A 25,284-nucleotide genomic window follows, 5' to 3' on the forward strand; every position below is an offset into this window, starting at 1 on the left:
TAATTACCTAATTGGATCTAATTTATGAGAAATGTAGATTTTAGCACGAAAGTATTTCGTCTGCTGATGTTGGTTCTATTGCTCTTTTCGGTACAGATCAGTCATGCCGATGGAGGATGGCCAAAAACAGTCAAGGGACGAATTGTGGATGCGAAAAGTGGTGAGACTCTTATCGGGGTGAATATCCAGATTAAGGGAACTACTACAGGTACGATTTCTGATTTTGATGGAGGGTTTCAGCTGACTGTTAAAGCTAATTCTGTTCTTCAATTTTCGTATGTAGGCTATAAGTCCATTGAAATGAAAGCTGAAGAGGCAGTCAAAAGAACCGTTTTTAAGATGCAGGAAGATGCGAGTGTACTCGAAGAAGTTGTAGTGGTGGGTTATGGTGTTCAGAAAAAAGTGACGAATGTTGGTTCTATCACTCAAGCGGACGGACTGGAATTGATGAAGTCTGGTAGTGTGAACTCTGTTTCGGAAGCTCTTCAAGGAAAGTTGAATGGTGTCATAGCAATCAATTCTTCGGGAAAGCCGGGTGATAATGATGTGACGATGTATATTCGTGGTAAGAGTACATGGGGGAATACGAATCCTTTAGTATTAGTGGATGGCATCGAGCGCGACATGGATGATATTGACATGAATGAAATTGAAACAATTTCTGTTCTGAAAGATGCTTCTGCAACGGCTGTTTATGGTGTGCGTGGTGGTAATGGTGTGATTCTTATTACAACCAAACGTGGTACGGACAATTCGCCGGAAATTAATTTTTCGGCAAATGTGACGTTTAAGAGTCCGACGACAAGTATGCATTTAGCTGATCATGTGACGGCTATGCAAGCGTATAATCGAGGGCTTGCTAATGATGGAAGTTGGGATAAATTGATTCCTCTTTCTACGATTGAAGCTTGGCAGCGTGCTTATGAGGAAGGTAACTATGGTGCTTACAACGATGTATTTCCTTATGTGAATTGGTGGGATGAATTGGTAAGTAGTGGCTATACCCAAAATTATAATGTAAACATACGTGGAGGAACTGGTTATATGAAGTATTTTGCTTCTGTAGGTTATCAGGGAGACGGTGATATCTACAATTTGAAAGAAAACGATGCTTTTGATCCGCGACATACGTACAAACGTTATAATTGGCGCTCTAATTTTGATTTTAATATTACTTCCACCACAAAACTTTCTGTGAATGTTGCCGGTAAAATGGCATATCGTAACAAATCTCTAGATAGCGATAATCCATTTAACCGTATAATGACAGAGTCTACGAGCGATCACCCTGTGAAATATTCTGATGGATATTGGGGAGATGATGAAGAAAAGAATCCGGTTGCTAATATGAATCTGGCCGGTGCAAACTTACGTAAGACTTTTCAAGGCTGGTATGATGCGTCTCTTGAGCAGAAACTGGATTTTATTACTCCCGGATTAAAAATGGGTGCTAAGCTGTCTTATTCTTCTTCCTCTACTACCTCGACTAATGTAACTCGTGGAGGAAGTGCGAATCAGGCGTTAAAGTCTATAATCCGTTATCATCGTGTTTACGACTACGCTAATCCGATTATTAATCAGGATGGTTCGGTTTCGTATCCAATGATTGAGAATACACGTCTTCCTGATGCAGAGTCCGTACCCTTGTCTCCTACTGTTGAATATTATGATAGGTTAGATGGATATACACGTCGTTTCTATTATGAGTTTTCAGTAGCTTATAACCGTACATTCAATGGTCATAATGTCGGGGCACTTGCTTTGTTTAATCGGCAGATTTATGATTCAAAAGATGGTGACAATGTTCGTTTCCCTAGCTATAATGAGGACTGGGTAGGACGTGTGACATATAACTGGAAAGAGCGGTATTTAGGAGAGATGAATGTTTCGTATACGGGTTCGGAAAAGTTTGCTCGCGGACATCGTTTTGGATTGTTTCCTTCATTTTCTTTGGGATGGCGTCTTTCGGAAGAACCGTTTATAAAGAAAAGTAGTGTAAGTAAGATACTGACTAATCTTAAGTTTCGTTATTCATGGGGAAAGGTCGGTTCTGATGCAGGAGCAAGTCGCTGGAATTATATACAGTCATTTACTTCTGGGGGGAGTGATAACATTGGGTGATACGCAAACGCATGAATGGGGACCTATTTATAAAGAAGGCTCTATTGCAAACGTGGGCTCGACTTGGGAGAAGTCAACCAAACAAAATTTGGGAATTGAAGTGGGATTCTGGAACAAACTATCCATGACACTGGACTTGTTTGATGAGAAACGAAAGGATATTTTAATGACACCTAACACTACTTCATCAATAGCAGGCGCGACTTTCAATGCTGTGAATATGGGGCGTACTAAGAATCATGGATTTGAAGTAGAGTTGCGCTGGCAAGATAAAATAGGTAAGGATTTTCGTTATAATGTTGGTTTCACTATGGCATCAAGTGAAAACCGGGTTGTGTTCCGTGATGACCCATATCGTTCTCCAGAGCACCTGAAAGGTGCAGGAAAGCCTATTGGACATCAGATTCGCTATTTGGCTATTGGTAATTATGGAACTATTGATGATGTATTTAATTATGCCCAAACAGGTTCTATTAATTCTGTTGCTCCGAGTCAGGTAATTCCAGGTGATTTGGTTTATGTTGATTTCGATGCCAATGGTGTTTTGAATGGTTCTGATAAAGTTGCAGTTTCACAACTTAATTACCCCTTGCACACTTATAGTTTTCAATTAGGATTTGACTGGAAAGGATTAGGGTTTAGTGCCATGTTTTATGCTCCAACAGGTGTCTATAAATTAGTAGATCATGTATATATGGCTTCATTTATCGATGGAAAGATTAATGCACAGCCTGATGTCATGGCTGCATGGACACCGGAAACTGCCAATCAGGGTGGCATTACAACTCCGGCTTTACATTTGATTAATAATGGCAGATTTAATGGAACAGAGAGTACATATCGTTATCGAAATTTCTCTTATCTGCGTTTGAAAAATCTTGAAGTTAGCTATAAATTACCCAAACGTTGGTTGCAAGCTGCGCGTATTTCCAATTTACAGCTTTATGTGAATGGCAATAATTTGTTGACATTTTGGGGAGGAGATAACCGTATTGACCCGGAAGGTAATCAGAAAGGCTATCCTATTCTGCGTTCGATAACCTCCGGTATAAGACTCTCGTTCTGATTCATTTAATAATTGGTAGTATGATGAATAAATGTATATATATATTGTTGGCGGGATTTTTCTTGCTTTTAAATGTAGGATGCGAAGATTTCCTGGATAAACGTGAAGATGCTGGCGGGCTTGACGAAACTTCTGTTTATGCAAATTATGAATCGATTCGTGGCTTTTTGGATGGTGTATATTCCAAATTAGATAATTACAATTGGTTTGAAAGTGCTGATGGAGGTAGTTATGGCCGTACTTATGTGGGTGTAATGGCCGATGAAATGGCAGCAACATATAATAGTACGGTTTTTGCTAAATTCTTTTCAGGCTCTTGGTTATTGACGGGTAAGAGTGAAAATGTTACTGAGATTGGTAATGGGGATAAAACACCGATAGGAAAGGCATATCCATCTTTACGTATTGTGAATCGTGTGATTGCCAATATTGATAAAGTCCCGTTGACGGAAGAACAAAAAAAGAGATTCTGGGACAGGCTTATTTTTATCGTGCCTGGTTTTATTTCTCGGTTATAAAACGTTATGGAGGTATGCCTATCATAGATCGCGTTTTTGAGGGTGGAGATGATGATCTTCCCCGTGTCACTTATCATGAAAGTTCGGATTGGATGATTGGGGATATCGATAAAGCGATAGCTATGCTTCCTGATACTTGGGAAAATATGCAGTACGGTCGTCCGACGAAATTGGCAGCCATGGCTTTCAAAGAGATGGCGTTATTGTATGATGCAAGTCCTTTAATGCAAAATGATCTGAATTCAATTGAAGTGAAAACTTATGATCGGGAACGGGCGAAGAAAGCGGCACAGGCTGCTTGGCAGGCTATTAAGTATATGAAAGATAATGAGGGGGTGACCGGAGTGAGGATGGAGACTAAGGAAGAATATACGAATATTTTTTGGTTTCCGGATACGCAGATAAAGCAGCCAGAACATATATGGACGCGCCGTAGCATGAAAAATACAACGGATCGGAGTAAAACGTTACGTGCATTCTGGCTTTATCCGGAGTTGGCTACAGGCACGGGGGCGGAAGCGTTTGCCATGTCTTGTCCGACGTTGAATGCTGTTAATATGTACGAACGTCAGGGGGATGATGGAATATATTATCCGATTGATGATCCTCGTTCCGGTTATGAGTTTGATCCAGAACATGCTTTCACCAAACGTGACCCTCGTTTTTATAATAATATATTAATTCCTGGTGATAAATGGGGAACTTACCAGAATGGTGCAACCTATTATATTCGTTTATGGGTTGGTTCAAAACCATATAATGACTTTTTGACATCCAAACATTCGAATGGACGTGAAATATCGGGTTTTATGTGCCGTAAATTTCTTTGGGAAGATGCTCATGGGCAGCACTTTCCTAGTGGTAATGATAAATGGTTAAGATACTGTGCGCAAACTGTATTTATTCGGGTTGCTCAGCTTTATCTGGATTTTGCAGAAGCATCGTTTGAAGCGACTGGAAGTGCGACAGCTACAGTAGAGAATTGTGGAATGACGGCAGAAGAAGCTATAAATTTAGTTCGTAATCGTGTAGATGTGACGGATTTGCCTTCGGATATAGTGAATGATCCGGAGAAGTTCCGTGAAGCGTATCGTCGTGAACGTGGGGTAGAGCTTATGTTCGAGCATCACCGTTGGTGGGATGTGCGTCGTTGGATGATTATGCATGATTTATTTAAAACAGCATATCCTCTTCAAGGAGTTAAGTTTCATCCTGTTGGTTCGTATGGTGATAAAACAAGACCGGAAAGTTTCACTTATGAGAAATTTGACATGACTAAAGAAGTTCGGGGATTCTCGAATATGCGTAATTACTGGTATCCGTTGCCACAGCATGATGTGGATGCGCTTCGCAATTTGCAACAGAATCCGGGTTGGTAATGAAAATACTTAATTTTAGATGTTTATGAGAAACAGATATCGTATATTTTTCATGGGATTGTTTGCGTCGGCTTTTTTGATAGGAGGTACAATGGACGTGGAAGCCCAGAACAAGAATAAGAAGAAAATTCCGGTAATTGAGGTAAAAGCTCGAGTAACCGATGTAAACGGTCAGCCGTTGCGTGATGTTATGGTATTAAGTGGGGGTGGAGCAATAACTAATTATACAGATGTGAATGGTTGTTTCTCCCTTAAAACAAAGGCAAATGGCACCATTCTGATTGAGACTCCTGGGTATAAGGATGCAGTGATTAATTTACAGGAGGGGGGATGTCCCAGTGAAATCAAACTTGAGCTTGAAGGATTGTACTCAACAGAACGTGATATTTATGAACGTGGTGATGGTGCTAAAACATATCAGTCTGATTTAACGGCTGCTATTGGTCATGTGAATATTGAACATTTGAAAACAATGCCTGAATTACAACTATCCAATACTTTGCAAGGACAGGCGGCTGGTCTGATTGCTATTGCAGGGACGGGCGGAATTGGCTATGATAATTCGACACTTTATATTCGCGGGCATCACAACAATGGTACGAATAATGCTATTGTAATTGTTGATGGGATTGAACGTCCGATTGATGATATTCTTCCGGAGGAAATAGAATCAATTGAGATTTTGAAAGATGCTCCGGCTAAAATTCTGTATGGAGCGCAGGCCACTAATGGAGTGGTGCTGGTGCGCACTAAACGTGGAGAAGCACATAAGCGTATTATTCGGCTTGGATTAGAATATGGTGTGCAACCTACAACACGTTTACCTAAGTATCTCGATTCTTATAATTATGCCACATTGTTTAATGAGGCACGTGAAAATGACGGTATGTCTCCATTTTATACGGATAAAGATTTAGAAGGTTACCGTCATTCATCAGGAGTAAATGACCTGCTTTATCCTAATGTAGATTATTATAAAGAGTTTCTTCGTGATCAGAATACTTTCCGGAAAGCCACTCTTGAACTGAATGGTGGAAATAAAAATGCTACTTATGCTGTGACTGTAGGCTATACAGGAAGTTCTGGTTTGGAAAAAGTGGGAGACCGTTCTGACTTGAATAGAATAAACGCTCGTGGTAATCTGGATATTCGTATTACAGATTTTCTTTCGGTTGCAGCAGATGTTGCGGCACGTATTGAAAAGAAGGACTGGGGAGCAAAGGATGGTGAAGGACTATTTGGAGAGATATCTACCCTTCGTTCCAATGAATATCCATTTATAATCTCTCCGGAGGCGATCAACGGGCATGATGGTATTGCTGTAGATGGAAGTTCTTTGATTTTTGGAGCAAGCTCTCGTAAATCAAGCAATCTTTATTCAGATATGGCATATGGGGGGAATACATCAGAAAGATATGTAAACAGTCAGACGAATCTGGGATTAAAATTTGATTTGAATGAGTTTGTAGAAGGATTGACTGCCGATGCTTATATGACTTTTGATAATTACAGTTATTTACGTCAGGAATTACGTAATGCATACCCAACTTATTCTATTGATCGTTATTTGGATGCTAATGGTGATGAAGTTCTTCGTTTTACGGAGCGAAAAAGACTGAATTTGCCTAAGAAGCAATCGATTGTAGCAAATAATACATATCGCTATTTCGGATGGCGGGCGAATGTGGGGTATGAAAATAGATTCGGACTTCATAGAGTCTCTGCCAATGCTGCTTTTCGTTATACTCAAGAAGAAGCCACAGGCAGTTCACAGGACTCGAAAGATGCTAATTTTACATTCCGGGCTAATTATAATTATGACAAACGGTATATGCTTGAAGGTACACTTTCTGCAATGGGAAGTAATAAGTTTGAGAAAGGTAGCCAATACTTCTTTGCCCGGGCAATTGGCGCAGCGTGGGTACTTTCTAATGAATCGTTCTTGAAAAATATGAAAAAAGTAGACTTTTTGAAGTTAAAGGCTAGTTACGGTCATCTTGGTTATGCTGGTAATACCGGTTTCTTCCTTTATAGAACAAATTGGAAAAAAGGAGATAAGGAAGAGTTCAGACCGACTATTGGGGGGAATACTACCGATCTTTCTCGTTGGGGTAATCCCGATTTGGAGTGGGAGTATTCTAATGAGCTGAACGTGGGTGCAGAAGGGCTTTTCTTGCATAACCGCCTTTCTACTGAAATTAACTATTTCCGTGAGTTGCGTAAGAATATTATAGGTGTAAATAATGCTAAGTATGCAGCAACAGGAGGTGATTTTATTCCGTACGAGAACATTGGGGAAGTCATGAATCAGGGATTTGATGCTTATGTAAGTTGGAATGATAAAATAGGAAAGGATTTTACTTATAATGTGGGATTCAATATTACTTATACGAAAAATAAATTGCGTAAAAGTAATGAACTAAGTAATATGGAAGAGTATCGTAAGGCAATAGGACGTCCGACCAGCACGATCTTTGGATGGCAGGCACAAGGACTTTTTGGTAAAGATGTTCCTCTTGCAGGTCATGCTAATCAGACTTTTGGCAATTATCAGGTCGGTGACATTGCTTATGCGGATTTGAATGGTGATGGAACTGTCGATAATAATGACCAAAAAAGTATTGGGCAGAGTTTTCCTACTACAACAATGGGGATTGATGTTACTTTAAATTATAAAGGATTTGGTCTTTATATTTTAGGTACTGTCACCACAGGTATTACTAAGTTATGCACGAGTTCTTATTACTGGAACTCTGGTCTTAACGGATATTCTGTACTTGCATTTGACCGTTATCACCCAGTGAACAATCCAGAGGGGACTCAACCCCGCTTGACAACAATGGCAGCCGATAACAATCAACGTAACTCTACATTCTGGGCGGAGAATGGTTCGTTTTTCCGTCTTAAGAATATTGAGTTGAGTTATACTTTGGTGAATAAATCAGGAAAAGGTATCGGCAAGAACTATAAGTTTTTTGTTCGTGGAACTAATCTTTTTGTTCTTTCAGGCATTAAAGATCTTGATCCGGAAAGGATACTCTCTGGTGTGACTAATTATCCTACCTACCGTACTGTTACGGGTGGATTATCAATCTCTTTCTAAACTTATTATGATTATGAAATTAATAAAATATACATTTATCACGGTTTTGTTGGCAGGCACTGTATGTTCATGTAGCGATATGCTTGATACTAAACTGACAAACGAGTGGTCGGAAGATGATACTTGGACAAATGCGGAAAAAGCTCAAGGTGTTTTACTCTCAGTCTATCAGGATGTCATGATTTCTCCTGATGCGTGGGATGGTAATTTTCTTGATGCGGCTACAGATAATGCTTTGACTCGTAATACAGGTTCAAGTGTTTATCGCGCTGGACAAGGTGCTTTTAGTTTTTCTACAAATCCATTGGGTATTTGGAGTAAATGTTATAATCAGTTCCAGCAAATTCATATTTTCCTGGATAAGGGATTGACAAATGATGTTTGTTATAGTATGACAAGCGAGGACAATGACAGGAAAATCAAACAGCGCCTTAAAGGAGAAGCTATTTTCTTGCGTGCTTGGACTGGTTTTCAGTTATTACAGATGTATGGGGGAAAAACAGATGATGGTTCAGTACTTGGTTATCCCATTGTAACTCATTTTGTTACTCCGGAAGAGTCTTCACATCCGGAGAACTTTGTACGTAATACTTATGAAGAATGTGTAAAACAAATAGCGGAAGATTGTGAAACAGCTATGTCCTTGCTGCCATTGACTTATTCGGGGAGTGATGCAATTTTGGGTGAGAATCTTTTTGGTAGAGCATCTGGTCTAGCAGCCGCTGCACTAAAAGTTCGTGTTTTACTATATGCTGCAAGTCCGGCATATCAGCCTGACAATATTGTTAGGTTAAATGGTATGGGGGATTATACTATTGTAGATCAAACTGCTTATCAGGCAAAATGGGAACGGGCGGCAACCTATGCATATGAAGTACTCCAAATGTCCGGAATGACAACTTATGCTGCTCTAAAACCGAAAGAACTGTATGATGGTGGAGACGCACAATCTACTGAGTTCCTTTTTCGTACATTTGTAGGCAAGGGACATGCTATTGAAGGTCGTCACTATCCTCCTTTCTATTATGGAAATGCGCAGACAGTTCCTTCTCATAATCTTGCTGCGGCATTTCCTGCAAAAAATGGGTTTCCGATTGATGATCCTCGTGCCGGATATGATAAAGAGAATCCTTACTCCTGTATACGTGACAATCGTTTTGATGTGAATCTCTACTATCAAGGGCGGAAGTTTGGAGCAAACGACTCTAACATAGATGTCGCATATGGAGGAAAAGATTCTGATTATTTGAATGAAAAGGCAAGTCGCTCTGGGTATTATCTTGCAAAGTTCATTAATACAGATCTTGCAAATTTCATTAAGCCTCTTGATCAACAGGAGTCTCGTCACTATAACCCGATGTTGCGTAAAGCTGAAGTTTGGTATAACTTTGCAGAAGCTGCAAATGAAGCATGGGGGCCAAAAGTTGTAGGTCCGGATTGTACGATGTCTGCATATGATGTTATTCGTACGATCCGTGAAAAATCAGGAGGAATAACTGATGTTACCTATCTGGATGAGATGGCGGTTTCTCAAGAAAGTTTTGCAAAATTGATTCAGAATGAACGTCGTATAGAGTTTGCTTTTGAAAATCAACGCTTTTGGGATTTACGTCGTAGACTTTTGCCACTCGATGAGACCATTTTAGGTATGAAAGTTACTCGGAAAGTAGATGGTACTGAAGTCTTTGAGGTTGTGCCAATAGAAGAACGCCCGCTTGATAATATGCGTTATTATTATCTCCCGTTGCCTTACGACGAGATACTGAAGAACTCAAATCTTATGAATAATAGAGGGTGGGGAAAGTAGTAATTTATAAAAACAGGATATTATGAAAGCTATAAATACATTATTATTTATTATTGCGTTATTAGGATTTACTTCGTGTTATGATGATTATGTGAGCGATTATGAAAATCCTAATATGGGATTTGCTGTTAGTAAACCAATGCGTACAGTTATTTCGGAGCGTGATATGCCGATATACATAGGGGTATCAATTGGGGGTAAAAGAGAAGTGGATATGTCGGATTGGGCTCGATTTGTAATTGATCCGACATTGGTAGAAGGCACTGGTAAGGAACTGCTTCCAAGTGATTATTATACTCTCTCAGACCCGGAATATTTCCGGGTACGCAAGTCTAATCTTCCAGTGGCTGATGTTCGCATTGATTTTACGGAAGCATTCTATAATGATCCGCTTAGTCTGAAAGATCACTATGTCTTACCGTTTCGTATGACTGAAAACTCTTTGGGAGCTTTGCGTGAAGGTGCTGAAACAACTGTTGCCATCATTAAATATATCAGTACTTATGCTGGAACGTATTATCGTATGGGGACCGTTACGGAGGTTGATGCGTCAGGAACCGCTTTGGGCAGTCCGGTAAATTATGGAAATACACATGACATTATCAATTGTAGTACTGTTGGTTTTAAAAGTACTGCTCCACGTACTGTTGTGTGTCCGGGAGTCGGTAATGAAAAAGAAAATGTCGGTAGTGTGACTTTGATAATGGATGTTGATAAGAACGTTGTAGTGACAGGTGTGGAAGGTAAGGCCGCTATAAGTGATGCGTCAGGAAGCTATAAAACTGAAGGTGATTATGATTATGTGGCTAATGTTGGTACGCGTGCTCCTCAGTTTGATCTGGAATATACTTATGTAAAGGACGGAAAATATTATCATGTTGCTGAAAAGTTAGTGTTACGTCAGGATCCATTATATGATCTACGTGTTGAAACTTGGTAATTAATAGTATTATAAAAAAATAAAGAAATGAAGATATATATTCCTATTATTTTATCTATCTTGTCTATCTTTTCTGCCTGTGATTCAGAAGCTGGATGGCAGAATCTGGAGGTGATAGAAACTGTAAAAATAGATCCTGTGATTGATTGGACGGCTGTTGCTGATAGCTGTACGTTTGTTCTGGTAGAGCAATTTATGAACAAAGAAAAAGGAACGTTTTGGAAGTCACCGAAGAATGTAAGTGGAGGGTCTTATAATATTTATTGGCAACAAGCTCATGCTATGGATGTTATTGTATATGCTTATGAACGGATTAAGAATAAGAATCCCGAATTGGCCGATACTTATGAGAATTATTTCAGGCTTTGGCTTAAAAATAAGGCTAATAATTATAATCATGATAAAAATGATGAGACTGGATTTTTGAATTCTTTTACAGATGATATGTGTTGGATTTGTCTGACATTAATTCATATGTCGGAGGCTACTGGCGATGATATATACATTAATATGGCTAAAACAGTTTACGATACGCATATTATTACTCGGGCAAGAACGGATGCTAAAGGAACCGGATTGCCATGGAAAAGCAATGATGAAAGCAGGAATGCATGTACCAATTCTCCGGGTTGTTTGATTGCAGCTAAATTGTATAAAAAATATGGTACAGAAAATTATCTGAATGATGCGAAAATGTTATATGATTATATTGTGAAAAATTTGCTAAAAGGTGATGGTAGGGTAGAGGAACCACCCTTAACTTATACGCAGGGAACTTTTGGTGAAGCGTGTCGACAGTTGTACCATATAACGCAGGAACGGCAGTACATGAGGAAAGCAGAGGAGGTGATAAACTATACGATGACCAGTGATCGATGTCTCCAGAATTGGATATTGCGTGATGAAGGTACCTCTATGGATGGTAGCATTTTTAAGGCCGTCTTTATTCCTTATGCTGTAAATCTGGCTTTAGATGAGAAGGCTTCCGACTATGTTAAAAAACGTATTATTCTCTTTTTGCAGGATAATGCAACTGTATTATGGAATAATTTGGACAGAAGCTTATATCCGGAAATGTATTGCAATTATTATTGGGGAAAGGTGTTTCCATCCGGTGATATTGCTTCTATGGGAGCTCAGACAAGCGGTGCATCTTTGATGGAGGGAGTTGCCCGGATGTTGGCGAATTTAGCAGAATAATAGTATATTTGTAACATATTTGTAAATTTGAAAAGGCATGAATAACCATTTTACTCACGTTAGTATTGTCCTATTCTTCTTATGTCTTATAGGAAGTGTTTGTGGATATGCACAGACTTCAGCTACTACTGATACGGGATATCAACTTTGGTTGAATTATAAACCGGTTCTGGATACTAGGCTGAAAAGAACTTATGTTCAGCATTACAGCCAAATTCGTTTGTCCGGCAGTCGATATGATGAAGTGATAGCTGACGAACTGAAACGCAGTTTGAAGGCCATGTTGACAATCACGCCAGAATTCGTTCATAATGAGAAAAAAGGCATTCAAATGAGTTTTTGTGCAGATAAAAGCTTGGGGCAGGAGGGATACATTATTCGCAGTGGTAAAAAGGGAATAACACTCCAGGCTTATTCCGATGCGGGATTTCTTTATGGTACGTTCCATTTGATTCGTTTGATACAATGTGAATATTCACTTGAACACTTGAATATCAGAGAAACTCCCGCATTGGACTCCCGTCAACTGAATCACTGGGATGATCTGGGAACTATAGAACGGGGATATGCTGGAAGATCATTATGGAAATGGAATGACTTACCCGGGAAAATAGATCCGAGGTACACCGACTACGCCCGTGCTAACGCATCTATTGGAATAAATGGAGTGATTTTGAATAATGTCAATGCCGATCCTCGCTTTTTACGCCGTGATTATTTAGAAAAAATTGCAGTTCTGGCTCAAATTTTCCGTAAATATAATATACGTGTGTATCTTGCAGCCAATTTCGGAGCTCCCATGAAACCATCTGCAACACCGGATGTCATGAGGCAATGGGGAGGAGTAGGAAATTTGAATACGGCTGATCCTCGAAATCCTGAGGTACAGAAGTGGTGGAAAACAAAAGCTGATGAAATTTATTCATTGATTCCTGACTTCGGTGGATTTGTAGTAAAAGCAAATTCAGAAGGAATGCCGGGACCGCAGGATTATGGATGTACGCATGCAGATGGGGCTAATATGCTGGCACGTGCTTTGAAACCTCATGGGGGATTGTAATGTGGCGGACATTTGTATATAATCCGGAAATAGATAAAGATCGGATAAAGCGTTCTTATAAGGAATTTCTACCGCTGGATGGAATGTTTGATGATAACGTAATTTTGCAAACTAAAAACGGAGCATTGGATTTTCAACCGAGTGAGCCTGCACAACCTCTTTTTGGAAGTATGACACGAACCCCTTTAATGGCAGAGCTTCAGATTACTCAGGAGTATCTCGGTCATTCTACTTATCTGGTGTATTTGCTGCCAATGTGGAGAGAGTTTTTAGATTTTGACACACATTGTAAAGGTGCTGGAAGTACCATTGCCAAAATTCTGACAGGTGAGGTAATCCCTCAGTCATATCGTGCTATAGCAGGAGTGGCCAATACCGGTGATTCTCACAATTGGACAGGACACCATTTTGCGCAAGCTAATTGGTTTGCTTTCGGACGTTTGGCTTGGAATCCGAAACTGGAGACCCATAAGATTACATCCGAGTGGATAAAATCGACATGGAACTGCGACAAACAAACTTTGAAAGTTGTGGAACAAATGATGATGCCAACATGGAAAAGTTTTGTTTGTAGTCATGCTCCTTATAGTATTGGATTTACGGTACAGGTTAAAGGGCATTATCTGGCTGGTTTTGAGATACGAGCCAATAAAGAATGGAAGATAGATAATGAAAGTATTGGTAATGATCGGACGATTACTGGCTCTGATTATGTATCACAGTATTTTGAACCGAATCGTTCACTTTTTAATGATATCAATCAATGCCCTGAATTGTATTTACTTTGTTTTCACAGAACTCCTTGGAATCATAAAATGAAATCCGGCCTGACGCTTCGTGAGGAACTTATTGCCAATTTGAAACAGGGAATAGAACAAGTTGACAGAAATATTGAACTTTGGAAATCACTTCGTGGTAAAATTGATGAGCGACGCTTTGGTGAAGTGATGGAAAGCCTCGCTACAGAAAAAAAGGATACACAAGCCTTTTATGATTCTGCTATCCATTTTTTCAATCTTTATAAATAAGAGAAGAGCTTTTCTAACTTTTTTATATGAAAATGGCTGTTTTTTATTCTTTATTGAACAGCTATTTTCATAATTTGCCAAATAAACTGTCGAACTTTGGATGTGATCTTTTAATAGCTAATTGGCTGAAATTACTCACTTATAGATGATACTTCTGCTATTTGTACGGCTATTGGTGCGGATATACCTTTGGGAGTGCAGGTAAGTGTGATTAATAATTTTTATAATAAAAAGAAATAGAATTAAATAACTAGAAATATTGTATCAATGAAAGTCTTTTCGCTATTAATATTACTGATGATGGCATCTGTTCTGCAATCGCAAGTCGTTGTGAATGAGAATATAAAACATAGTAAAAATGTTTTTCCGTTAGTTACTTCTAATGTGGAGGCGACTGTGTGTTATGATGCTAATGATTATCTGGTTGTAAAGAAGGCCACTGAATTGTTTGTATCAGACATTGAGAATGTTACGGGTCAAAGACTGAAATTGACAAATGAATGTAAGAAGGGAAGAGCAGTGGTCATTGTTGGCACTATTGAGAAGAATCGGGCAATTCGTCAGTTAGCTTCCAAAGGGAAAATAAATATAGCTCCTTTGGAAAGAGCTTGGGAACGGTATTTGATTCAAATGGTTGATCGTCCTTTTCCGGGTGTGAGTAAGGCTTTGGTGGTAGCAGGAAGTGATAGACGAGGAGCCGCTTACGGTTTATTCTCTCTTTCGGAAATGGCAGGTGTATCTCCATGGTACTGGTGGGCGGATGTCCCTGTGAAGAAACATAAAACACTTTATGTAGATGCTCCTGCTACTTTATCTAAGACTCCTTCTGTGAAATATAGGGGGATTTTCTTGAATGATGAGGACTGGGGATTAAAACCTTGGGCTGCTAAGACTTTTGAAAAGGAACGCGGGAATATCGGTCCCCGTACTTATGCCAAAATATGCGAATTGTTGTTACGCCTGAAAGCAAATCATTTGGCCCCTGCTATGCATCCGGTGTCAACCGCATTTTATAAGATACCTGAAAATAAGTTAGTGGCAGATACTTTTGCCATTGTGATGGGCTCTAGTCATTGCGAACCATTATTGTTGAATACTGCTAGTGAATGGAATTCTAAAACTATGGGTCCTTGGGACTATGGAAAAAATAAAGATAAAATTAATGAGGTTTTAGGAAGCCGTGTGGAAGAGATTTGTGCTTATGAGAATGTATATACACTGGCATTGCGGGGACTTCACGATGCAGCTATGGGAGGCGGAGATGTATCGATGAAAGAGAAGGTGAAATTGCTGGAGAGTGCATTGAAAGACCAACGTGATATTATAGCCAGGCATACTGATAAACCAATTGAAACAATTCCGCAAGCATTTACTCCTTATAAAGAGGTATTGGAAATTTATTCAAATGGTTTGGAACTACCGGATGATGTTACAATTATTTGGCCGGATGATAATTTTGGGTATATGGAAGCGATTGAGTGGTCCGCAGGAGCAAAAGCGTTCCGGACGATCAGGAGTTTATTATCACTTATCTTATTTGGGAGTTCCTCATAGTTATTTGTGGTACAGTACTACTCCTCCAGCTTTAATGTATGAAGAACTTCGTAAAGCTTATGATACTACTGCGGATCGTATTTGGCTGGCTAATTGTGGAGATTTGAAAGGAGCGGAAATGCAGGTTTCTCTATTCCTTGATATGGCTTATAATATTGAACAGTTTAATGCCAATAATGTGGTCACTTATCCGGCACATTGGTTGGCTGAGATGTTTGGAGAACAATATTATAATGTTTTTGAGGATATTACAACTTCACATATTAATCTTGCTTTTTCCAGAAAACCGGAATATATGGGGTGGGGGTATTGGAATAATTATTGGGGTGGAGGAGAAAAACGTACGGATACTGAATTCTCTTTCGCTAATTATAATGAGGCGGAAAGACGTCTGAGTGAATATCGTCGTATTGGGAAAGAAGCGGAAAATGTTTTTCTTTCATTGATGGAAGAAGCTAAACCGGCATTGTATCAGCTATTGTATTATCCGGTAAAGGGTGCCGAACTGATGAATCACATGACTATAAAAGGGCAATTTTATCGCCAGTATGTCCGTCAGCAACGTGCAGCTGCCAGTCAACTGAAAGCACAGGTGAAAAATTATCATGATAGCTTGAAACTTATTACCGATAGCTATAATTCGTTGTTGAATGGGAAATGGAAATATATGATGTCTCTGAAACAGAACTATGATGGTACAAGTTCTTATTTCATGGTTCCGTTGATGGAGGAGAACTATGTTCCTATGGGAAGTCCTAAACTTGCAGTCCAAGCGGAAGGTGAGGCATTGGACAAAGGTGGATTAAATTTTCATAGTTTGCCTGCTTTCAGCACTTACTCTCGCAAGGAACATTGGATTGATATTTATAATCAGGGGACAGGAGAAGTCGTATGGAATGCACAATCTTCAGCTGATTGGATAATACTCTCGCAAGAAGCTGGAAAAACTTCGTTGGAAAATCGAATAGTTGTTTCTATCGATTGGACTAAAGTTCCTGTGGGAGAGAGGATAAGAGGAGATATTGAAATTGTATCTGGAGATCAGAAAGAATGTGTGCTGGTTTCTGTTTTTAATCCGGTTTCTCCTATACGTGATGAGGTGCAAGGATTATATGTCGAAGAGAATGGATATATTTCTATCCCGGCTGTTGATTTTCATCGCAAGTTTGAGAATAGGGATATCAAAATGACTGTTCTCCCTGGACTCGGTTTTGAAGAAAGTTCTCTACAAATGGGAACTCCTATGGCGCCTTTACAGATGTATCGTGCGGGTGATGTACCTAGAGTAGAATATGATTTTTATACGTTTAATGCTGGAATTTATGATGTGTATACGTATGTTCTACCCACATTCCCGTTACACGCGGAACGAGACTATAAATTGCCGGAACATACTAATTCAGATACAAAGTATAGTGTCCGTATAGATGATGGATCTATTTCTACTCCTTCGACTTCCGCTATTGAGTATTCTCAAATTTGGTATGATAGCGTACTAAAGAACTGCAGAGTGAATAAATCTACTTTGTATGTGAAGAAACCTGGTAAACATACTCTACAGATACGTTGTGGTGATCCCGGAATCGTTATTCAAAAAATAGTCATTGATATGGGAGGATTAAAACGTTCATATCTTGGACCTGAAAGTACAAAATGTAACTAGTCTCAATTGGTTGGGGAACCGGATGGTTTTGCCATGGGTTCTCCTTCTTTTTGCGGTATTCCCAGTACAGGCATTCCGTCTTTGTCCCACTCCATTTTTTGTAAGCGGGGAGTACGTGAGTCCATTGCGCCCGGAGCGTCGTTGGGAATCTGGCGGGCATGATAAAGCATATAACATTCTTTTCCATCCGGTGAAGGAATGAAAGAACTGCCGCCGGGACCAAAAACTTCGTTTTTCGGCTCCTGCTGAAATACGGGTGTCGGATGTTTCTTCCAGGAGGCGGGATCCAGCAGGTCAGCATTGGCGTCTGCTGTTAGTAATCCTACACAATAATAAGGCGTCCAGCTACCACTGGCAGAATAAAAAATGCAAACTTTGTCTTTATTCTTTGGTTGGAAAAAATGAGGTGCCTCGTTCACATGAATCGGATAGGCCGTTTTACTGCCATCAGGATTGACCCATTGACATTCCCATTCATATTCAGGTTTGGAAATCAGGACTCTATCGGAAGAAAGAGTCCATGGATTTTCCATGGAAGCGATGTAAATGCACTGTGTCTCACTGTCGATTCTTTGTTTTTGCCATCCGCACCAGATCATGTAACGTTGTCCGTTATGTTCAAAAGTGCTTGCATGAATCGCCCAGTTGTTATCTTTGTCAGTCGGTATTCGGCCTTTCATGACAAACTTTCCCTCTGTAGGAGTGGCAGCCTCGTTCTCAATTACATAAATCTGGTGATTGTCCATGTTACCGTCATCTGCCGCAAAATAGATATACCATTTATTATTGATCCGATGTAGCTCGGGGGCCCATAAATGGTGCGAATTACTAGGGTCTGTCGGTATCCATACCGGTTTTTTAAGACTGTCATCCAAGTTTGTTATATCACTCGTTTCCCAAAGTATGATCCTGCTTTCGGAACCTTGTGTGTAGTAATATTTCCCTTCGTGAAAAACACTCCATGGTTCTGCTCCTTTTTCGCGCAACGGATTCGTATAGGTATCTCCTGTTATCGTTTCCTTTTCCGGCTCTGTTTTCTTCTTGGGTTGGCAAGATGCACAAATAATGACTAAAAGTACAGTTAGTAATGAGATTCCGCTTTTCATGGTATTTTTCATTTTATAATGACACTGCAAAGAAAGCACAAAATCTTGATAAATCATCTTTTTTTTGCAGATTGGTTAGTATTTATCCTTAATTGGTTCATAATTATTGAATTTTCTATTCGTTTTTTCTCATCTTTGTAGCACGAACTTTAAAATTGATATTATATGAAACTAAAACATCTTATTCTTTTCTGTATTATTTGTTGTTCCCTGTCTGTATTTGGGCAAAAGGCCGGTCAGCAACCAAAGACAAGTGGCAATCCTGTATTTCCGGGCTGGTATGCCGATCCGGAAGGAATTGTGTTTGGAGATGAATACTGGATTTACCCTACGTATTCGGCGCCTTATGACGAACAAACCTTCATGGATGCTTTCTCGTCTAAAGACTTGGTGAACTGGACAAAACACCCGAAAGTGTTGTCGAAAGAGAATATAAGTTGGTTTAGACGTGCTTTATGGGCACCTGCTGTGGTTCATGCGAATGACAAATATTATATATTCTTCGGTGCGAATGATATTCAAAGTAATAACGAGCTGGGAGGTATCGGTGTGGCTGTAGCCGACAATCCTGCCGGACCATTTAAGGATGCACTGGGCAAACCTCTGATTGATAAATTTGTAAATGGTGCACAGCCGATCGATCAGTTTGTTTACAAAGATGATGACGGACAGTATTATATGTATTATGGTGGCTGGGGACATTGCAATATGGTGAAGCTGGCTCCGGACTTGTTGAGTATCGTACCGTTTGAGGATGGTACCATCTATAAGGAAGTAACTCCCGAAAAATATGTAGAGGGACCTTTCATGTTAAAACGTAACGGTAAATACTATTTTATGTGGTCGGAAGGCGGTTGGACCGGACCGGATTATTGCGTAGCCTATGCGATTGCCGACTCACCATTCGGACCTTTTAAAAGAGAAGCAAAAATCTTACAGCGAGATCCCAATATTGGAACGGGTGCCGGTCATCATTCTGTAGTGAAAGGTCCGGGAGCGGACGAATGGTACATCATTTATCATCGCCATCCATTAGGTGAAACGGATGGAAATGCTCGTGTGACCTGTATTGATCGCATGATTTTTGATAAAGACGGAAAAATAAAACCCATAGAGATGACTTTCGAGGGAGTAGAAGCCAGCCCATTGAAGTAAAATCTGAAAAGTTCAGCTCATCGGTAATTAATATTTTAATAAAGATGGGCTTTTTTTGATTTATTGTTTTATTTTTGTCCTTATAAATTCAATATACTTATTATAATGAAATCGGATATACACTCTCTCTCTGATTCCCTTTTGTGGAGAAGGTTTCTCGAAGGAGACTCGAGTGCGTATACCCAAATATATAATCAAACAGTACAAGATCTGTTTCGATTCGGATTATTATATACTTCGGATAAAGAATTAATTAAAGACTGCATACATGATGTGTTTGTGAAAATTCACATGAATCGTGCAAAGTTGGCTCCAACAGATAATATTGCCGCCTATTTGACAGTGGCGTTGAAAAACACTCTTTTTAATGCGCTGAAAAAAACAACAGATTCTCTCCCGTTTGATGAAATAGGTGAGAGAGAAGATACGGTTGACGACTCTCCTTCCACTCCGGAAACTATATATATTAATAATGAACAGGAAAAACAAGTTCAGACAACCGTACATTCTATGATGTCTGTATTGACGGACAGACAGCGCGAAATTATTTATTATCGGTATATCAAAGAGATGAGTATCGATGAAATCAGTAAGGTGACAGATATGAATAATCAGTCTGTTTCTAATTCTATTCAACGGGCTTTGGGACGTATCCGCGACTTATTTAAGAGAAAATAAGAGAGAATAACCAGCCCATTTTTCCTGCCTATCAAAAAAAGTGGAAAAAACTTCGAAAAAGGTGAGTATAAAATGAAAGTACAACTGTTATTCATACGTAAAGACAATGAAAATGATGAACTCTGAACAAGAACATACAGATTTTTCCCTATATACTTTTGAAGAATTTCTTCAGAATGATTTCTTTGTTTCTTCTATGAACTATCCTACGGAAGAAACACAGAAGTTCTGGGATGAATTTGAACAGATGAATCCTTCTAATATAGATGAATATATCGCTGCAAAAAGATATTTGGAAGTTTTTTCGAAAGAGAAGGGTGAGGTACTTTCAAACCAGGAAACGGATGATTTATGGATTCGTATTCAAGCGACTAATATAAATAAGGAGAAAGCGAGACGCAAGAACTATTTCTTAATAGGATTGAGTGCGGCTGCCAGTGTGGCTATTCTTGTGGGATGTTTCTTCTTTTTGAAGAACTATTCTTCGGCTCTGGATCCGGACATTGCCACATTTGCTGTGAATACGAAAGCCGATTTGCCTTTGACGGAAGAAACACTGTTGATTTTGGCAGAAGATAATGTCGTGAGTTTGAAGGAAAAAGAAACAGAGATCACGTATGATTCCGTAGAAATCAAAACGAATCAGGAAAGTATACAAAAGGAGAAATCGGCAACTTATAACCAATTGGTTATTCCACGTGGAAAACGTTCGGTATTGACGTTTGCCGATGGATCTAAAGTCTGGGTGAATGCCGGTACAAGGGTGGTTTATCCGGTGGAGTTTGAACAAGACAAACGTGAAATCTATGTGGATGGTGAAATCTACATAGAAGTGGCCAGAGATGAAAATCGTCCTTTCTATGTGCGGACCAAAGATATGAATGTCAGAGTGCTTGGTACTAAATTTAATGTAACTGCGTATGAATCGGAAGCAATTAGAAGTGTAGTGCTGGCACAAGGATGTGTTCAGGTGGAGACAGACCGGACTCCTAAAGCCATTCTGGCTCCTAATCAGATGTTCAGTTCTGCCGATGGAAAGGAAAATATAACACAGGTAGATGTAGAAGAAGCTATATCATGGGTGAATGGACTCTATTATTTCCAAAGTGCTGATTTGGGAATCGTTTTGAAACGTCTGTCTACCTATTATGGCATTAACGTAGAATTTGACCCAGCGCTAAGTAAAATAAAATGTTCCGGAAAAATCGATTTGAAAGACAACTTTGAAACAGTAATTAATGGATTAACCTTTGTTGCACCAATCTCTTATGCCTATGATGAACAATATAAGACGTATCGAGTCGTAAAGAAATAGATATGAAAAAATAAGATAAAGAATAAATCTAATTCCTGAATTTTATGGTAATTTTTGTAGAAAGTGGATGATACACGCTATCATCCAACTGGGACGTGTGTACCCAATAATGTTTAGATACAGAAATAATATTATGAGAAAATTTTAACATGTTTAATATGAAAAATGCAATTAGAGAACGAAAGAGTAAGGTTCTCGGGCTATTCCTTTGCTTTTTACTTCTCGGAATAGACTACTCTTTCGCAAGTTACAACAATTATTCTCAATTTAAGACCCTCTCGGTCAGCGTTAATAACTCGACGTTGAGAGAAGTGCTTAAAACGATAGAGAAAAGTAGTCAATTTGTTTTCTTCTACTTAGATGATGCTGTGAACTTAGAACGTAAGGTATCTATCGACAGTAAGAATAAGAAGATAGAAGAAATTCTTTCTGAACTTTTCGAGGGTACTTCATGTACTTATCGGATCTCTGACAGACAAATCTTTATTTCCGGAAAAGCATCGGCTCCTAATGAACAGCAACAGAATAAACGGAAAATAACCGGACGTGTTACTGATGTAAAAGGGGAACCGCTTATTGGAGTGAACGTTACCGTGGATGGAGATGTAAACGGTTCGATTACCAATATGGATGGTTTGTATGAGATATTCGTAACCAAAAAAAGCGTAGTGCTTAAATTTACTTATATAGGTTTTAAAACTTCAGAAATACGGACGAATGCATCTACTAATATTTACGACGTGGCCTTGGAAGAACAGGTGAACGAGTTGGAAGAGACTGTGATTGTTGGTTATGGTACCCAGCGTAAAATAAGTAATATCGGCGCACAATCTTCTATGAAGATGGAGGATATTAAAACACCTTCTGCCAGTTTAACTACAACGCTGGCAGGTCGTTTGGCCGGTGTTGTAGCCGTGCAACGTACGGGAGAACCGGGTAAAGATGCCGCTGATATCTGGATTCGTGGTATTTCTACTCCCAACACTTCTTCTCCGCTGGTATTGGTGGATGGAGTGGAACGTTCGTTCAATGACATCGATCCGGAAGACATTGAATCGTTGACAACACTGAAAGATGCATCGGCAACGGCTGTGTATGGTGTGCGAGGTGCTAATGGTGTGATCCTGATTAAAACCAAGCCGGGAAAGGTGGGAAAACCGACAGTGAGCGCGGATTATTATGAATCGTTTACCCGTTTCACGAAGATGGTTGATCTGGCAGACGGTATCACTTATATGAATGCAGCCAACGAGGCAATGTGTAATGACGGTATTGCTACAAAATATACGGAGGACCAGATACGTAACACGATTGCGGGAAAAGATTCTTATTTGTACCCGAACGTGGATTGGTTGAAGGAAATCTTTAATGATTGGGGACACAATCGTCGTGTGAATGTAAACGTGCGGGGTGGTAGTGAAAAGGTCGCTTATTATGCGTCAGTCAGCTACTTCAATGAAACTGGTATGACGGTGACTGATAAGAATATCAACACCTATGATTCCAAAATGAAATATAGCCGTTATAACTTTACCACTAATCTGAATATCGATGTGACTCCTACTACTAAAGTGGAGATCGGTGCACAAGGTTATTTGGGAGAAGGAAACTATCCGGCCATCTCTTCTGCTGATTTGTATAATGCGGCAATGTCAATTTCACCGGTTGAATATCCGAAGATGTTCTTTGTCAACGGACAAGCCTATGTGCCCGGAACTTCAACTAACAATAACTTTAATAACCCTTATTCACAAGCTACCCGTCGCGGATATGATAACCTGACGAAAAATCAGATCTATTCCAATCTGCGTATCACACAGGATTTGGATATGCTTACTAAAGGGCTGAAATTGACTGCCATGTATGCGTTCGATGTATACAATGAGATACATGTACATCAGGACCGTGCAGAGTCTACTTATAACTTCCTGGATACAAGTGTTCCTTACGATATGGACGGACAACCCATTCTGCAACGTATTTATGAAGGAAGTAACGTGTTGAGTTATAAACAGGAAACAAGTGGTAATAAGAAAACTTATCTGGAAGCTTCCCTGAACTATGACCGGACATTCAATGACGATCATCGTGTCAGTGCACTGTTCCTGTTCAACCAGCAATCCAAACTGTTGTATCCGAAAGGTACACTGGAAGATGCGATTCCTTATCGTATGATGGGTATTGCCGGTCGTGCCACTTATTCATGGAAAGACCGTTATTTTGCAGAATTCAACATCGGTTATAACGGCGCCGAGAACTTCTCACCCAAACATCGTTTCGGAACTTTCCCTGCATTTGGTGTAGGTTGGGTTATCTCGAACGAGAAATTCTGGCAACCGCTGTCAAAAACTGTTTCTTTCCTGAAGATACGCTATACGGATGGTAAAGTAGGTAATAGTGAAGTTTCCGACCGTCGTTTTATGTATCTGGACCAGATGAAAGAGAACGGTGATTATGGTTATAAATTCGGACCGAACGGAACAAAATGGTCTGGTTATGAAACAGTAAATATGGCTGTTGACTTAATTTGGGAAGAATCTCGTAAACAAGACTTGGGTATTGATATAAAACTGTTTAATGACGATCTGTCTATTGTATTCGACTTGTTTAAGGAACGTCGTGAGAACATCCTGTTGAAGCGTGAGCATTCTATACCTTCATTCCTGGGCTACAATACATCTGCTCCTTATGGAAATATTGGTATCATAGAAAATAAAGGATTCGATGGAACGATAGAGTATAACAAGCGTATAAATAAAGACTGGGTACTTGCGCTTCGTGGTAATATCACCTTTAATAAGGATAAATGGATTCAGGGAGAATTGCCGGAACAAAAATACGAATGGATGAACCAGTATGGACGTAACATCAATGGAGTTAAAGGATATGTGGCCGAAGGACTGTTCACTCAAGCTGAAATAGATGATATGGCACGTTGGGAATCGTTGTCGGATGCCAATAAAGCAATCACTCCCAAACCTTTTGCTTCACAGTTTGGTACAGTAAAGGCGGGAGATATCAAATACAAGGATTTGAACAATGACGGTCAGATTGATGCGTACGACCAGACTTACATTTCCCGTGGGGATGTGCCGACAACTGTTTATGGTTTCGGATTTACCGTAGGTTGGAAAGATTTGTCGGTAGGTATGATGTTCCAAGGTGTAGCAGGAGCCGAACGTGTTTTGAATGGTAGCAGTATTAATCCGTTTAACGGCGGTGGTGGTAGCGGTAACCTCTACTCTAACATTGGCGACCGTTGGACAGAGGAAAATCCGGATCAGAATGCCTTTTATCCGCGTCTGTCTTATGGAAGCGAAACAACCAGTAATATTAATAACTTCCAGAAGAGCACATGGTGGGTGCGTAACATGAACTTCCTGCGTCTGAAGACATTGCAGGTATCTTATAACCTGCCGAAACCTTGGGTGAATAAAGTTCATCTGAAGAATGCGGCTGTATATGTAATGGGAACTAACCTGTTCACCTTGAGTCGTTTCAAATTGTGGGATCCGGAGTTGAATACCGATAATGGTGCTTCTTATCCAAATACGACCTCTTATTCAGTTGGTATTAATTTCACATTCTAAA

The 25,284-nt window shown here is 39.7% G+C and carries 11 protein-coding genes and 4 pseudogenes; 14 read left to right on the plus strand and 1 reads right to left on the minus strand.

Annotation, left to right across the window (positions count from 1 at the left end):
• The first annotated feature begins 24 nt into the window (after positions 1–24).
• The 10 genes and pseudogenes from NXX38_RS26725 (at position 25) to NXX38_RS08730 (ending at position 17,439) form a co-directional block, all read left to right on the plus strand.
• Positions 25–3,187: pseudogene (locus tag NXX38_RS26725) on the plus strand (SusC/RagA family TonB-linked outer membrane protein).
• A gap of 20 nt (positions 3,188–3,207) precedes the next feature.
• On the plus strand, positions 3,208–3,705 hold the full coding sequence (locus NXX38_RS08690) for a hypothetical protein (protein ID WP_258979185.1): 498 nt from the start codon (positions 3,208–3,210) through the stop codon (positions 3,703–3,705).
• On the plus strand, positions 3,702–5,084 hold the full coding sequence (locus tag NXX38_RS08695; protein ID WP_258981899.1) for a RagB/SusD family nutrient uptake outer membrane protein: 1,383 nt from the start codon (positions 3,702–3,704) through the stop codon (positions 5,082–5,084). Before NXX38_RS08690 ends, NXX38_RS08695 begins: the two co-directional genes overlap by 4 nt.
• A 25-nt stretch (positions 5,085–5,109) precedes the next feature.
• Positions 5,110–8,187 carry a SusC/RagA family TonB-linked outer membrane protein gene (locus NXX38_RS08700; RefSeq protein ID WP_229128558.1) on the plus strand — a complete coding sequence of 1,026 codons (3,078 nt, stop codon included), beginning with the start codon at positions 5,110–5,112 and terminating at the stop codon, positions 8,185–8,187.
• Between the two features lie 13 nt (positions 8,188–8,200).
• Entirely contained in the window at positions 8,201–9,994 is a 1,794-nt protein-coding gene (locus tag NXX38_RS08705) for a RagB/SusD family nutrient uptake outer membrane protein (RefSeq protein WP_195648873.1), read from the plus strand.
• A gap of 22 nt (positions 9,995–10,016) precedes the next feature.
• Positions 10,017–10,934, plus strand: coding sequence for a DUF1735 domain-containing protein (locus NXX38_RS08710; RefSeq protein ID WP_195648872.1), 918 nt, complete (start codon positions 10,017–10,019; stop codon positions 10,932–10,934).
• Positions 10,935–10,961: 27 nt separating this feature from the next.
• The gene (locus NXX38_RS08715; RefSeq protein WP_195648871.1) at positions 10,962–12,134 is read left to right on the plus strand and encodes a glycoside hydrolase family 76 protein; all 1,173 of its coding nucleotides are present in this window, start codon (positions 10,962–10,964) and stop codon (positions 12,132–12,134) included.
• A 37-nt stretch (positions 12,135–12,171) separates the two neighbouring features.
• Positions 12,172–12,543, plus strand: a pseudogene (locus NXX38_RS26885) (alpha-glucuronidase family glycosyl hydrolase); the annotation flags it as partial.
• 102 nt (positions 12,544–12,645) lie between these two features.
• A pseudogene (locus tag NXX38_RS26890) lies at positions 12,646–14,222 on the plus strand (alpha-glucuronidase).
• A 267-nt stretch (positions 14,223–14,489) separates the two neighbouring features.
• A pseudogene (locus tag NXX38_RS08730) lies at positions 14,490–17,439 on the plus strand (glycosyl hydrolase 115 family protein).
• A gap of 2 nt (positions 17,440–17,441) precedes the next feature.
• Here the strand turns inward: NXX38_RS08730 and NXX38_RS08735 are convergent.
• Positions 17,442–18,545: a family 43 glycosylhydrolase gene (locus tag NXX38_RS08735; protein WP_195648868.1), complete on the minus strand. Its 1,104-nt coding sequence runs from the start codon at positions 18,543–18,545 to the stop codon at positions 17,442–17,444.
• A gap of 165 nt (positions 18,546–18,710) precedes the next feature.
• Here NXX38_RS08735 and NXX38_RS08740 point away from each other — a divergent pair, with 165 nt between their 5' ends.
• From NXX38_RS08740 to NXX38_RS08755, 4 genes are all read left to right on the plus strand, one after another.
• Positions 18,711–19,700 (plus strand): glycoside hydrolase family 43 protein, encoded by a 990-nt coding sequence (locus NXX38_RS08740; RefSeq protein WP_258979187.1) that lies wholly within the window; start codon positions 18,711–18,713, stop codon positions 19,698–19,700.
• Positions 19,701–19,805: 105 nt separating this feature from the next.
• A complete protein-coding gene (locus tag NXX38_RS08745; RefSeq protein WP_148364113.1) occupies positions 19,806–20,378 on the plus strand; it encodes an RNA polymerase sigma factor in 573 nt (190 codons plus the stop codon).
• 112 nt (positions 20,379–20,490) lie between these two features.
• Positions 20,491–21,693 (plus strand): FecR family protein, encoded by a 1,203-nt coding sequence (locus tag NXX38_RS08750; protein WP_148364112.1) that lies wholly within the window; start codon positions 20,491–20,493, stop codon positions 21,691–21,693.
• Between the two features lie 158 nt (positions 21,694–21,851).
• The gene (locus NXX38_RS08755; RefSeq protein ID WP_258979193.1) at positions 21,852–25,283 is read left to right on the plus strand and encodes a TonB-dependent receptor; all 3,432 of its coding nucleotides are present in this window, start codon (positions 21,852–21,854) and stop codon (positions 25,281–25,283) included.
• Position 25,284 lies beyond the last annotated feature (1 nt).

The sequence above is a fragment of the Bacteroides sp. BFG-637 genome, from assembly GCF_024793605.1.
GTDB lineage: Bacteria > Bacteroidota > Bacteroidia > Bacteroidales > Bacteroidaceae > Bacteroides > Bacteroides vicugnae.

What these genes read in the sequence shown, in the direction of transcription:
- NXX38_RS08690 (WP_258979185.1), top strand. Translation starts at nt 3,208, where the DNA reads ATGATGAATAAATGTATATATATATTGTTGGCGGGATTTTTCTTGCTT.
- NXX38_RS08750 (WP_148364112.1), top strand. Translation starts at nt 20,491, where the DNA reads ATGATGAACTCTGAACAAGAACATACAGATTTTTCCCTATATACTTTT.
- NXX38_RS08700 (WP_229128558.1), top strand. Translation starts at nt 5,110, where the DNA reads ATGAGAAACAGATATCGTATATTTTTCATGGGATTGTTTGCGTCGGCT.
- NXX38_RS08715 (WP_195648871.1), top strand. Translation starts at nt 10,962, where the DNA reads ATGAAGATATATATTCCTATTATTTTATCTATCTTGTCTATCTTTTCT.
- NXX38_RS08735 (WP_195648868.1), bottom strand. Translation starts at nt 18,545, where the DNA reads ATGAAAAGCGGAATCTCATTACTAACTGTACTTTTAGTCATTATTTGT.
- NXX38_RS08705 (WP_195648873.1), top strand. Translation starts at nt 8,201, where the DNA reads ATGAAATTAATAAAATATACATTTATCACGGTTTTGTTGGCAGGCACT.
- NXX38_RS08710 (WP_195648872.1), top strand. Translation starts at nt 10,017, where the DNA reads ATGAAAGCTATAAATACATTATTATTTATTATTGCGTTATTAGGATTT.
- NXX38_RS08745 (WP_148364113.1), top strand. Translation starts at nt 19,806, where the DNA reads ATGAAATCGGATATACACTCTCTCTCTGATTCCCTTTTGTGGAGAAGG.
- NXX38_RS08740 (WP_258979187.1), top strand. Translation starts at nt 18,711, where the DNA reads ATGAAACTAAAACATCTTATTCTTTTCTGTATTATTTGTTGTTCCCTG.
- NXX38_RS08755 (WP_258979193.1), top strand. Translation starts at nt 21,852, where the DNA reads ATGAAAAATGCAATTAGAGAACGAAAGAGTAAGGTTCTCGGGCTATTC.